Origin of the sequence: Sphingobium sp. Z007 (assembly GCF_900013425.1) — a bacterium.
Lineage (GTDB): Bacteria > Pseudomonadota > Alphaproteobacteria > Sphingomonadales > Sphingomonadaceae > Sphingobium.
This window is the reverse complement of record NZ_FBXK01000005.1, coordinates 824,667-837,817: the sequence shown is the minus strand read 5'-3', so window position 1 is coordinate 837,817 and position 13,151 is coordinate 824,667. Positions and strand designations below refer to the sequence as shown.

Annotated in this window: 8 protein-coding genes; all 8 read right to left on the bottom strand. The window is 60.4% G+C overall.

Going from position 1 to position 13,151, the window contains the following annotated elements; genetic code table 11:
- Window positions 1-340 precede the first annotated feature (340 nt).
- Window positions 341-1,366, bottom strand: a complete 1,026-nt coding sequence (locus tag CEQ44_RS12005; RefSeq protein WP_088201811.1) for an IS110 family transposase — start codon at window positions 1,364-1,366, stop codon at window positions 341-343.
- A 230-nt stretch (window positions 1,367-1,596) separates the two neighbouring features.
- A complete protein-coding gene (locus CEQ44_RS12000) occupies window positions 1,597-1,995 on the bottom strand; it encodes a VOC family protein (RefSeq protein WP_056688298.1) in 399 nt (132 codons plus the stop codon).
- Window positions 1,996-2,345: 350 nt separating this feature from the next.
- Window positions 2,346-4,025 carry a hypothetical protein gene (locus tag CEQ44_RS11995; RefSeq protein WP_088185358.1) on the bottom strand — a complete coding sequence of 560 codons (1,680 nt, stop codon included), beginning with the start codon at window positions 4,023-4,025 and terminating at the stop codon, window positions 2,346-2,348.
- Window positions 4,026-4,417: 392 nt separating this feature from the next.
- The gene (locus tag CEQ44_RS11990) at window positions 4,418-5,617 is read right to left on the bottom strand and encodes an IS256 family transposase (protein ID WP_037542386.1); all 1,200 of its coding nucleotides are present in this window, start codon (window positions 5,615-5,617) and stop codon (window positions 4,418-4,420) included.
- A gap of 375 nt (window positions 5,618-5,992) precedes the next feature.
- Complete coding sequence (locus tag CEQ44_RS11985) at window positions 5,993-8,212, bottom strand: ATP-binding protein (protein ID WP_140419346.1); 2,220 nt, start codon at window positions 8,210-8,212, stop codon at window positions 5,993-5,995.
- Between the two features lie 210 nt (window positions 8,213-8,422).
- Entirely contained in the window at window positions 8,423-9,271 is an 849-nt protein-coding gene (locus CEQ44_RS11980; RefSeq protein ID WP_088184378.1) for a transglutaminase family protein, read from the bottom strand.
- Between the two features lie 195 nt (window positions 9,272-9,466).
- On the bottom strand, window positions 9,467-10,720 hold the full coding sequence (locus tag CEQ44_RS11975; protein ID WP_254913822.1) for a glycoside hydrolase family 130 protein: 1,254 nt from the start codon (window positions 10,718-10,720) through the stop codon (window positions 9,467-9,469).
- Between the two features lie 56 nt (window positions 10,721-10,776).
- Window positions 10,777-13,071, bottom strand: coding sequence for a glycosyltransferase family 4 protein (locus CEQ44_RS11970; protein WP_088184377.1), 2,295 nt, complete (start codon window positions 13,069-13,071; stop codon window positions 10,777-10,779).
- Between the last annotated feature and the right edge of the window lie 80 nt (window positions 13,072-13,151).

Genomic DNA, 13,151 nt, shown 5'->3' with positions numbered 1-13,151 from the left:
GAAGATGTTTTGCGCTGCGCGCGCCTCCGGTCGGGCTACGCCCTCCCTACGCCGCGCGCAGCGCAAGGAAGCCCGTCACATCAACGTTCCGCCATCCTGACAGGGGGTCCCTTTTGCGCGCCGATAAGGGGTCCCGTTTGCACGCCGATTGACAGGCCTCTGATGCAGCGATGAAGGCTGCGGGCCCGTATGGGAGTTCGCGGATCGGAACCACATCACCCTAAGCGTGCTGATGAAGCACGGTGGTTAGCCCTGGTTCTTCCGACCCCGTCTCGCCGACTGTTGTGCCATACCCTCCTTCGACCGACTTACGCCCCGACGACCTCTGGTCCGCTTTGGCTTACGCCGCCGCTGCGACCGGAGCAGTGTAATCCTCATTCTTCATCATGAGCGCCCAGACGATGCGCGCTGTCTTGTTAGCGAGCGCCACTGTTACGAGCATGCGTGGCTTGCGCGCCATCATCTGCTCCAGCCATGATCCCTTGGGCGCGCCCCGCTTGCTCGCCTGCAACACCACGGCGCTGCTGCCGATGATCAGCAACCGCCTGAGCGTTCGCTCGCCCATCTTTGAGATCGAACCCAGCTTCTGCTTGCCGCCCGTCGAGTGCTGCCGCGGCGTGAGGCCGACCCATGCGGCAAAGTCACGTCCCTTGGCGAAGGTGCCCGACGGCGGCGCAAGCGCCAGGATGGCAGTTGCCGTGATCGGACCGATGCCCGGGATCGTCATGAGCCGGCGTGCGAGAGCATCTTCGCGCGAACGGCGCACAATCTCCTTGTCGAGTGCGGCGATCTGCCGGTCGAGCATCGCCAGGCTGTCGAGCAGAAGCATGCAGACCGATCGCACGCCCTGGGGAACAGCCAATGGATCGGCGAGCAGCGCGGCAAGCTTTTCCAGATGGGCCAGCCCCTTGGGCGCGATCCAGCCATACTCGGTCATATGGCCGCGCAGGGCATTGCTGATCTGGGTCCGCTGCCGCACCAACAGGTCACGGCCCCGGAACACCATTGCCGCCGCCTGCTGCTCCTCTGTCTTCACCGGCACGAACCGCATGCTTGGTCGCTGGGCCGCCTCGCAGATCGCCTCGGCATCGGCCGCATCGTTCTTCTGACGCTTCACGAACGGCTTCACATAGGCCGGCGCAATCAACCGCACATCATGGCCCAGCTTGAGCAACTCGCGCGCCCAGTGATGCGCGCCGCCGCATGCTTCCAGAACTACCTGGCAACGCGGCTGTGCTGCGAAAAACGGCAACAGCTTCGCTCGGCTGATCTTCTTGCGAAGAAGCACATGGCCCGACACATCTACACCGTGCGCATGAAAAACATGCTTGGCGATATCCAACCTGATTATGCTAACTTCTGACATGGACGCCTCCCTCAAGTGGTGTTCAACACCTCCACTTTGGCACATCGATACCGTCGGGGGGCGTCCACCCCATCACCCATCGAGGGCATATCGCCCGCCTAAATCGCTACGGCCTTGCAGTGAACGGATTATCCACCTTCGGACGAAAAATGGAACGGGAAGAGAGCGCCCAGCTGCCCCACCAAAGCATTGGCGGGCAGCTGACTCAGGCTAAACGATGCAAAGCAGGGTTATTTGGGGAAGTGGATGCCGCATAGCTTGTTTCCATCTGGATCGCGGAAGTACGCGAGTACGATCGTACCCATAGACGCTGTTTCGCGAGGACCGGGCGCTACCTCGATCGACGTGCCACCATTGGCGACTGCAACATCATGAAACTGCTTCACCTGTTCTGGCGAATCGCATGAAAAAGCAACGGTGCTGCCATTCGCGACGGATGCCGGTTCGTCATTGATGGGCTGGGTGACAATGAAATTGGCCCCATTTCCACTGTTGTAGATCAGGCGCGTGTGGCCACTGTCGGCCACGTTGATCGTCGCCTCCCCAACTCCGAGGGTGCCGAGCACCGTGTCGTAAAAGCGCTTCGCCCGGTCGATGTCGTTCGACCCCACCATCGTGTGAAAAAGCATGCATCTTCTCCTACTTGGGCCACGCCATGATTGAACACTGCCCGCCTCGGCCATAGCAGGATCGAACGCGCGGTCACGCTTGGATCGTTGGGCTGACGTTGGCATGATTGAATCGATAGGGACAGAGGTCGCACCTTGGCCAATGGGCGACAGGCAGCTATTGCCGCCTACGATCGTGTCGCCTGCCCCAGAGAGGACCGGCGGCTATGCCTTCTTACCCTCCGGTGAGCCGACATTCCGAAATCGGCCAAAGCCGGTCACCGTGATGCTGTGCGGACACCATGTTTTTTCCGGCTTATCTAATATAGCCGCCATCTTAGGCTCATCCGATGGGCGCGGCCTTATCCGCTTCACTCCAAGTTTGTTCGGCGCTTGCCGTCAAATTGCTCCTCACGCCGGGCTTGCCGTTCGGCGCGGACCGCGCACACTCGGGGCGGCGAAGCCGGAGAAATATCCGCCCATTGCGCCTGAAGCTCGGCCAACTGGTCCTTTTTGCCATCGGTAGGCAGCGGTGGTGGTGTAATGCCGATCCGGCGCATCGCCACATAAAGCGCCGCGCGCTCATCGCGGTCGAAACGGTCAGTGCGCCGCCACCTGTCGAGCAGCACCGGTTCGGCCCCTTCGCGCGCAGCAGGACCAATCCGGCAAAGTCCCTCGATCCCCGCGTTATTGACCGAAGAAGTTGAGGCACGCCGGTTGAGGAGATAGGGCAGCGCCTCTGGGCCGAGATCCCCCACCCGCCTCAGAAGGGGTTCTGTATCCCATAGCCAATGCTCTTCGCCCGCCTGTCCATAGACGGCGAGGATGCGCGGGCCGAAACCGGCAAGACGCGCCTTAGGCAACCGTGCGAGCAAGCCGCCGAGAATACGCCCGCTCTCCCTTGCCCACCCGCGATCATTGCCCTCTACCGCGACCGCACGTTCCAACCCTGCCATGATCGCATCGGCGCGGGACTCCAGCACTTCTGGATGGTTGGAGACAACGCCGACTTGCCAATCCGCCTTGGCCAGCGGATCGGTTATCATCACATCGATAGCGGCGAGTTGACGTGCGAGCGTGGCCTGCTCGACCTTTGCCAACTTCGCGAGCGCCAACGCCGTATCGCCGCCTCGGCGCTCGGTTATTGAGACGCGCTTGAGACCGAGCGCGCGTGCAAGGACTGCACTGTCGCGGCTGTAGCGGGTGTCGCCCGACACGATAGGGGTGAAGCCCTTGCGCCAGAAGCCAGCGTCGCAATCCCATGACGGCGCGCCGGAGTTGAGACCACAGCCCATGATCGGCATAGGAATCCAGCCGAGCGGTGCGGCATGGCCGCCTAGCAACTTGAGTTGTCGGCCATTCGGCATGGTAATCGTGGTGGTGACGCGTGTGATCGGCAAGCTGGTTTCATGGCCTTTCGTTTCCGTGCGCGAAACCCGCACCAGCGGCAATGTCGGGCGCTCCGGCATGGACAGTGTGCAAAACCGGCTTTCCATCTTGCGGCCAAGAATCGCATCGCCGTCGTGGAAACCGAAAACGTTTACGAAGGCGGCGCGGAGCGCGGGGGTCTCACGCACTTTCGCGCGAATCTCCTTGTCCATCATGCGGTGCGAAAGAAAACGTTCCTGAAAATTGCTGTTGGCCGAATAGGCGACCGGCAGGCCGTAATTCTGCGTCAGCCAGGTGCCGTCGTCATTTCTGCCGTCCCCATCGAATGCCAGCGCTTGCCGAATGGGATTGAACCCAGTCGTGACCTTCGCATTTGCCGCATCATAGGCCGCGCCCAATTGGCGCATCATCATATAGTCCTGCGCGGCCACCGCCCAGTAACCGCCATAGAAGACCAGTGGCACCACCAGCCACCAGCGCGAGACTCGACCGATCGTCGCCTCGACGGCAATCCCGATCATGCCTGCATTGATGAGCAGGACGGACCAGAACATCGCCAGCAGGAACATCAGAAATATTCCGATGAAAGGAATCATCTGGAGAACAAACAGGGCTGCGGTTAGGGCAAAAAAGAGCAGAGAAGAGGGAAAAAGACGGCGCATATCTCTGTTCTAACACCCGATATCTGAATAATTGGTGCCGCTTTCGCGCCTTGTTGGCGCAGTGATAGATGATACTGGTCCGACATCGGCTCCGTTCATCCCATCAGCCGTGAGTGTCCTTGATGGGTCATCCGGAGCGGATCGACGGTGCCGTCGAGGGCTTTCATGTCGACAGGGTAGCCACATTGCGGCTTTCCGTGCAGACGATATGGCGCAGATCAGGTGTTTCCGGCACATCCGGAGATGAAGCGCTATCTCCCAACAATGTCATACGAGCCCATGCGATCCTAATGGACAGATGGCACTTGTGATGGTATTAATTGTGGGTCGGGAGGATCGTGTCCCGCGGGATGGTGTAACAGCGGGTATCCTCGGTAGAGGATCGGACTGGATCAGGCTGCCACGCCGGGCAAACTGATGAGGGGATTGTCGCTGACGGTGGCGAGACTTTCAAGTGTCATATATCGGCGAGCCACGGCCCATTCGTCCTGCTGTTCGAGCATGAGGGCTCCGACGAGGCGTACAATGGCCGCGTCATTGGGAAAGATGCCGACAACGTCGGACCTTCGTTTGATCTCTCCGTTGAGACGTTCCAGGGGATTTGTGCTGGAAATCTGCGGCCAATGTTCTTTCGGGAAGGCTGTGTAGGCGAGGACGTCTTCGCGGGAGCCATCCATCATCTCAGCAAGTTTGGGAGCGCGATCACGCAGGGCATCGGCGACTGTTTGCCATTGCTTATGAGCCTCCTGAGCAGTTTCCTGCGCGAAAATTGTCTTGATCATGGCGGTGACGGCGGCACGCTGCTTAGTGGAAACATGGGCGAGCGCATTGCGCATCCAATGAATCCGACAGCGTTGCTGGGTTGCGTGGAAGACCTTGCTGGCAGCGGCGCGTAGGCCCTTGTGATCGTCTGCAATGACAAGTTTGACGCCCCTGAGCCCGCGATCGGCAAGAGAGCGCAAGAAGCCCTTCCAGAAGGTTTCGGCCTCGGTTGGCCCGGTGTCGACGCCCAGTATCTCGCGGCGGCCATCGTTGCTGACACCGACAGCTATTATCGTCGCGGTCGACACAATCCGGCCACCCTGGCGCGATTTGATGTAGGTCGCATCGAGCCACAGATAAGGGAATTCGCCCTCGATTGGCCTGTTGAGGAAAGCGTTAACCCGTTCGTCGATCTCTTGGATCAGTCGGCTGACGGCGCTCTTGGAGATGCCCGTAGCGCCCATGGCCTTCACGAGATTATCGACCGATCGCGTCGAAATGCCCTGGACATAGGCTTCCTGGATCACCGCCGTCAGGGCCTTCTCGGCAGTCCGACGGGGTTCAAGGAAGGATGGGAAATACGATCCCTTGCGTAGCCGCGGGATCTCCAGTTCGATGTGGCCGGCCCTGGTCTCCCAGGAACGCTCTCGATAGCCGTTGCGCTGGACCTGTCGCCCGGCAGGGTCGCGAGCGCCATGCGCGGCACCAGTCAGCACCTGCACTTCAGCTTCCATCATTCGCTCAGCGGCAAATGCCAACATCTCGCGAACGAGATCTGCATCAGCGCCCTTTTCAACCAGCTCGATAAGGGCCATTCTGTCTGTGGTCATCGTCGTCTCCGATAGGTTCATTGGTTTCGCAACCCGAACTCTACCGAAGATTGGCGATGGCCGCCTAGACAGAAGCCATGCCACCGTTGGGGCATGAAGCTCCGGTCGCTACGCTCCCTCCGCTTCACGCCCCAACGGTGACGCTGTTACACCACGTAACGGGACACGGCCGTCGGGAGCGAGAACCGACGTTAAATCAATACCTTGCCATGACTGTCGGGTGCCCGTAGGGGTCACCAGACTTTCCCTTATTTGGACGTCCGGCAGGTTCTGCCAGCTTAAGTTAAATTTGCTGTTCAGCCTCAGTTTAACATGCCCCATTTCCGCATGGCCAATCCACAGCTGGCGTGTAAGGCGCAGATCGCAAGGCCCCGTTCAGCCGGGTAAGGACGCTGCTGGAGCCTTCCAGGCCATCACTTTGTGCAGCGCGTGAGCCAGTTCATCGATCGAATAGGGTTTGCGCAGCAGATCAAAGCCCTGCGTGCCCTGCGTGGAGATGACTTCGCTATAGCCGCTCGTAAGAAGGACAGGCATATCTGGAAAGGCATGGCGAATATGCTGCCCCAATTCGATACCATTCATGCCGGGCATCATGACGTCGGAAAATACGACGTCGAACCGCGGGTCGCCACTGTTCAGGATAGCCAGCGCTTCCTCGCCATCCCGCGCTCGCACACTGTCATGTCCCAGATCGCCAAGCGCCGCCGCAGCGAACATGCCGACCTCTTCATTGTCCTCGACGATTAATATCCTGAACAACCCGCTACCGGCCAACTTATCTATGTTGGGCGCAATGTCCGCCTGGGTTTCATCGCCCTCGCGAGGAAGGTAGAGGGTGAAGGTGGAGCCTTCTCCCAGTCGGCTGGTGGCGATGATGTCGCCTCCCGACTGTTTGGCGAAGCCGAACACCTGAGAAAGGCCCAGCCCCGTGCCATGCCCCACCGCCTTCGAGGTGAAGAACGGCTCGAAAATATGATCGATATTTTCCGGCGGGATACCACAGCCGGAATCAACGATGGAGATGGCGACATAATCGCCTTCGCGTTCCAGGTGACCGCGCACCGCAGGAATATGCTGCACCCGTTCGACGATGATCGACAGCGAACCGTGCTGCTCCATGGCGTCCCTGGCGTTGATCGCCATGTTGACGATCGCGGCTTCGAACTGGCTGACATCAGCGTTCACGCAGCAAATCGTTTCGGGCAAATGGAGTTCGACGGTGATGAAGGAACCCGCCAGCATGGCCATCATGTCATTCAGCCCGCGAATCCGGTCGCCAAGGTCGAAAATGCTGGGGGTGAGCGACGATCGCCGCGCAAAGGCCAGTAGCTGACTTGTCAATTTGGTGGCGCGCTCGGCGGTCTGGGCGATGGCGTCGATATAGCGTTCACGCCGCTCATGAGTCAGCCCAGGGCGCTTGAGCAGATCGGTCGAGCCAAGGATGACCGTGAGCAGATTATTGAAGTCATGCGCCATACCGCCGGTAAGCTGGCCCAGCGCCTCCATCTTTTGCGCCTGCTGCAACGCCTCATAGGCCTTGGTCAGCTCCTCCGTGCGCTCCGCCACCCGCAGTTCCAGCGTCTCATTGGCGTCCTGGACCGCCGCGAAGAGCCGCGCATTGTCGATCGCCACCGCCGCCTGCGCGGCAACGCCAACAATCAGCATCTGGTGGCGTTCTGTAAAACGGCCCGGATCGGAGTGGCCAAAGAGCAGACCACCCAGCACTTCGCCCGACCGGGAAGCGACCGGGACGGCGAGGTAACTGCGGACCGGCAAATGTCCCGGCGGCATGCCTTGATAGGGTGCATTACGCCCATAACGCGGATCGGCCAGGATATCATCCGATCTAATGACGCCTTCATTGCGGAACGTCGGCCCGAAAATGGCTGTCGGCCGGGGACGACCCAAGCCTTCAAACGCCGCGCGCTCTGCTCCAGACAGCGTGAAAAGGTGCAGGCGTTCGCCGGTCTCATCCATGATATTGTGAAAATAGGCGCCAAATTCCGCGCCGGTCAGCGTCACGCCCGCATCGGTCACCATCTGGACCAGAGGTTCCAACTCCAGTTCCGCAGCCAGCGCCGCGCCGGTCTGATTGAGCATCTCCAGCGCCTGCGTTTCAGACCGTAATTCACCCTCGGCAAGAACGGCCTGAGTGGTGTCTATGACGATCGCCAGCACGCCGGCGGGCAAGCCGCTTTCATCCCGGACCGGCGTATAGGTCAGGTCCATGAAGACCTGCTCAGGCGTTCCGCTGCGGTAAAGCGTCAACGCCTGCCGCACATAGGTCAGGCTTTCGCCCGCCAGACACCGACGCATGACATTGTCGTTGAACGCGTACGCCTCCGGCCACGCGTCCCGTACGGGCGTTCCCAATATATGCGGATGCCTGGGACCAGCGACCACGGCATAGCCGTCATTATAGATCAGCGCCCCTTCCTCGCCCCACAGCAAAGCCATGGGCAAGGGCGCGTCCAACACCAGGGAAACCGCCGTCTTGAGGTGCGTCGGCCAATCCGCCTTTGGGCCAAGCGCGCTTTTCGACCAGTCATGGCTTTCGATCGTCTCGCTAAGCGTTCCTGCACCTTGTACGATCATATCCCCATTCACCAGCAAGTGCCTATTATGTCGCCCTTAAGGCTTGGCACCATCCGATCCAATCGACACCAGGGCGGGCGAAAGGTCTCAGGCGGCATCTGTTAACTCCCCCCGGTCATCACCGGGTGCCTTTGCCGACTGCGCCTTGCGGGATGAATATGGCAAGGTAGATTTAGGGTCATAAATGGCCACGTCGATCGCAGGCCTTAGTCATGCCGCCCACCGCATCGGTTGCGCGCCAATGCCTCCGACATCCGACACTTCGTCGGTATGGACGTTGAAGCGGACGAGGCGCACCGATCCAAAGGCCGTCGTCAGCGCCGTATCGGCGGCATCCCTGCCGCAGGCCATCAGTATGCGCCCGATCCGGGGCACCCGATGACGGGCGTCGAAACTATACCATTCGCCACCCAGATACACCTCGAACCAGGCATGAAAATCCATCGCGGTATCGACCGGATCGATCCCGATGTCGCCCAGATAGCCACTGCAATAGCGCGCCGGAATGTTCAGGCACCGGCAAAGCGCCACCGCGAGATGCGCGAAATCGCGGCACACGCCGACCCGCTCATAATAGGCTTCCGACGCCGTTCGGGTGGCCCGCGCATATTGATAGCCATAGGTCAGGTGGCCATGCACGAAATCGACGATCGCCTGGACCCGCTGCCAGCCGGGCGGGACATGTCCAAACAGCCACCATGCTTCGTTGGACAGAAGATCGGTATCGCAATAGCGGCTAGCGAAGAGGTAAGTGAGAATGTCGGCGGGCAGATCGGCAACGTCATGCTGCACCGCCGCGGGATTTTGACGGTCGATATCGCCGGTGTCTTCGATCGTGAAGTCGCAGGAGATGGTCGTGACGCCACCGGGCAGAACCATCCGTGAACAGATATTGCCAAAGGCATCGCGATAATCGGTGATCGCAAGGGATTTATCATTGGTAACCAAGTGCGGCGTTCGCAAATCAGCCAGTCTAGAAGGCCGGACATGCAGCATCGTGACCAATGGCGTTGGCGCATACGCCTCAAGCGCAATGTCATAACCGGCGCGAATAAGCATGGGGGAGGTGAACCTTCCTGACTGATCGTATCGCGGGTCGGCCATGGCCTTGTCGCGATGTGCTCAAAGCATGATCGAAGAAATGGTTTCATCGGCGGGCGCGAGATATGTCCCGTCGCGTCATCGACACGATTGTCCGCACCCATGCCCGGACCAAATTGCCAGCCACGACATCGCGACGTCAGATCACATCGCTCAAACCATCAAAGAGAGCATCTCGTCGACGGGAATGAACGCAAATGCGACGGAACTGTCAGCCACGCCATAGGGCATGAAGATCATCTTGCCGATGCGCGTCGCGCCGCAGGTATAGACGACATTGGGCACATAGCCTTCCCTTTCGCTATCCACGGCGGCCAGGATAGGTTCGACGGAGCGGCGCAGCACCTTGGAAGGATCGGCCTTGTCGAGAAGGACAGCGCCAATGGAATATTCCCGCATCGCGCCGACGCCGTGGGTCAGCAGCAACCAGCCTTCGTCCAGTTCGATGGGGGAACCGCAATTGCCGATCTGAACCAGTTCCCAAAGATAATGAGGCATCAGGATTTTCTCTCCCTCGCCCCAGTCGGTCAGGCTGTCGGACTGGATCAGGAAGAGATTTTCGCCATCCTGCCGCCCGATCATCATGTATCGGCCGTTCACCTTGCGCGGGAACAGCGCCATGCCCTTGTTACGCGCGGCGCTGCCGGTTAGCGGACATAGCGCAAAGCTACGAAAATCGCTGGTCCGCATCATCTCGGACTGTATCTGGCGACCATTATAGGCGGTGTAGGTGCCGAGCCATTCGATCGATCCGTCGTCATGCGTGAACTTCACCAGGCGCAGATCTTCAAGCCCGTTGGCTTGAGCCGCGGTAATCGGGAAGATGACAGTTCCCGACAAGGTGCTGTCAGGGTGGCGGAAGATCGTTACAGGGCCGGATTGTTCGCGCTCCTCGTCGCCCAGCGCATCCGCAGCCGTCGCAAAGGGCGGCTCCGGCGCCAGGTGCAGGTCGCCATTCTCCGTGATGATACCCTCGCGAAAGGCGATCGAGCTGATATGCCCCTCCCCCACCGCCCGCAGGGAAATGACGATGCGCTGGCACCCTTTGGCGATCCCGCTCTGGTCTGGATGCGGGACGACACTGGGGTTCATCAGCGCAGCGGCCGCATAGCTATATTCATGACAGAAATAGGCACCGATCAACTGACATCGCGCGTCGCTGATGGCACGGTCGTCCAATTTCAGGAGCCGCGCGATCTCGGCGAAACGGGTCATGAACACCCGTCGTGTCTGCCAATGGCGCGCTTCGAACCCGATCAGGACATGGGTGAGCTGGGCTTTGACCTCCGCCTCGGTGAGCGCGAGCACCGCGTCGGTGATGCGCTGGGTGCGGCTGGGCGCCCCGCCCTGGGTCTGCCAGCCAAGGTGAAAGGGCCGCACGACGACACGCGTCGCATCGGCTGTCAATCGAAGCGGCAACGCGTCAATTTTTTGCAAAAACAATATCCCGTGCGTCGAACAAATCAGGCGACAGAGGTGGGTCTCTCTCTCGTTCCCCTCTGTGCCACGTCTGCCAGGCGTTGGGAAAGCCTGTTCATCGCGCAGGATGCCAATTGCAACGCAATAAGCGATTCCGCCCCCTGGTTACGATTAGGGCCCAGCGGAGTCAGGCCGTCATAGCAACCACCGCCCGCCGGCGTTGCAAGTGGGGTGTCGAGGTCGTTCTGCCCCAGGAACCAGCGATAGGCGGTTTCAGCCAAAGTCACCCATCGCTTGTCGGGATCGACATCCCAGGCGGCGATAGCGGCATCGATGGTCGCCTGTGCCTCAAGCGGCTGTTGGTCAAACGGCAACGGAGGTCGATAGGCCCGGCCGAAACTTGCCGAACCCACCGGCCGAAAATACCCCTCCGGCGTTCGCTGCTCGCCAGCTATCCATTCTAGCGTGAGCAGACCCCGATCAACCAGATCGGCCCGCCCCAAATGCCGTCCGGCCACGAGAAGGGCTTCGGGCAAACGCGCATTATCATAGGCGAGAACCGGTTCGAACCATGTCCATTCGGGGGTGCGCGCGGCATCCAACAAGGCTGCGATCCGATCTGCAAATTGCGTCATCACGGCCAAAGCGTGTTGATGACGGGGATCGGTGTCCAGCACGGCCCCAGCGCCAAGAATGACGAAGGCCTGCGCACGCGGCGATGTGACCGCACCCATGGGACCGATCGCCGCGTCGAACAAATGCGCCGCCCATTCGCGATGCGCAGCAAAGGGGGCGTCGCGCATGGTGACGCCCAAGGCCCATAGGGCGCGGCCGCAACTGTCCTCCGACCCTTCTTCCTCGCACCATTGCCGGTCGAACCCCATGAAATTGCGAAACCGGCCGCGATCGGGATTCCAGGCGTGCTGGACGAAACTGGCGTATGTCGTCATCCATCGGTCACGAAGGCCTTCGTCCATCGTCTCGATTGCGACCATCAGGATCAGGGCGCGGGCGTTGTCGTCGATGCAATAGCCATGATTGCGATCGGGGATGGTAAGAATGCCATGCTGGAATATGCCGGTCGCGTCACTCATCCGAAGAACGGCCGATGGATCGGGCGCGAGGACGGCGTAGCTGCGACGGGGACTTTGTGGATCGGGATGGGCAAAGACGGCGTCAACCATCAGATTACCGACATTGCGCGCCAGTTCGCTCCAGATCATCTTGCGTCCATAGGCATAGGCGCGCTTGGCATAGCCACCCAGCAACGCCTGATCCGATAATAAGCCGATAATCTGCGTGGCCAAAGCCTCGGCATCCCGGAACGGCACCACCACGCCGCGGTCTTCCGACAGGATTTCCTGCGCCTGGACATAGGGCGTGGCAAGCACGGGCTTGCCCATGCCAATCGCATAACTGAGCGTTCCTGACACGATCTGCGCCGGATTGACATAAGGGGTGACGTAGATGTCGGCGGCCTGAAGATAGTCGAGTAATTCTTCCTGCTCGACATAACGATCGATAAAGCGGACCTGGTCGCCTACGCCCAGTTCCTGCGCCAGTGCAGCGAGGCCTTCACGCAGGCTTTCGCCCTGTTCACGGACAAGGTTCGGGTGGGTGGCGCCCAGCACGACATACAGCGCGTCAGGATGCGCCTGCACAATAGCAGGCATCGCCCGAATCATGTGATCAATGCCCTTGTCGGGGGCAAGCAGGCCGAAGGTGAGGATAATCCGGTGCCCCTCCCAGCCAAAGTCGGGCTTGATCTTAGCGGGATCGACATAGGGGCGGTCAGGCACGCCATGGGGGATGACCGCGATGAGGGATTCATCCACGCCATAGTGCTCGATCAGGATGGTTCGCCCCTGCCCCGCCATCACCATGATCTTGCTCGCCCGCCGCAACAGCGCGACCATGACGCGATGTTCGTCCGGCGTTGCGCTTTCCGAAATAGTATGAAGCGTCAGGATCGACGGCAGCCGGGTCCGGTCGAGGAGATGCAGGATCATGTCCCCCGCCGGGCCACCGAATATGCCGAATTCATGCTGGAGCCAGATCGCCTGCGCCCCGCTATCCTCGATCCTGCAAGCGGCTTCGGCATAGGCGGCTTGATCGTTCCGCGCGATGGCATGGATGCCGTCGGGATAGACGATGCCATCGGCGCCATCGTCCATCGCATAGCTGTCTATCCGCATGGCCGGAAAGGCGGCCCGCAACGCATCGCGGCAATGGGTCGTAAACGTCGCAATTCCGCAGCGCCGCGGCATCGAGTTGCCGATGAGGGCGATGTGCTGAGGCGCGGGAACGGAGGCGAGCGAATCCAATGGACTATGCTTCATCGACTGTCATCCTGCTGGGCCGCGTCGCGCCGCGCGCGATGAAATCCGGTTATGGCGCTTAACGCGCGGGCCCCTCATTA

Excerpts from the sequence above, each read along its gene's own strand:
- CEQ44_RS12000 (WP_056688298.1), bottom strand. The coding sequence starts at position 1,995 with ATGCTTTTTCACACGATGGTGGGGTCGAACGACATCGACCGGGCGAAG.
- CEQ44_RS11995 (WP_088185358.1), bottom strand. The coding sequence starts at position 4,025 with ATGCGCCGTCTTTTTCCCTCTTCTCTGCTCTTTTTTGCCCTAACCGCA.
- CEQ44_RS12005 (WP_088201811.1), bottom strand. The coding sequence starts at position 1,366 with ATGTCAGAAGTTAGCATAATCAGGTTGGATATCGCCAAGCATGTTTTT.
- CEQ44_RS11980 (WP_088184378.1), bottom strand. The coding sequence starts at position 9,271 with ATGCTTATTCGCGCCGGTTATGACATTGCGCTTGAGGCGTATGCGCCA.
- CEQ44_RS11985 (WP_140419346.1), bottom strand. The coding sequence starts at position 8,212 with ATGATCGTACAAGGTGCAGGAACGCTTAGCGAGACGATCGAAAGCCAT.
- CEQ44_RS11970 (WP_088184377.1), bottom strand. The coding sequence starts at position 13,071 with ATGAAGCATAGTCCATTGGATTCGCTCGCCTCCGTTCCCGCGCCTCAG.
- CEQ44_RS11990 (WP_037542386.1), bottom strand. The coding sequence starts at position 5,617 with ATGACCACAGACAGAATGGCCCTTATCGAGCTGGTTGAAAAGGGCGCT.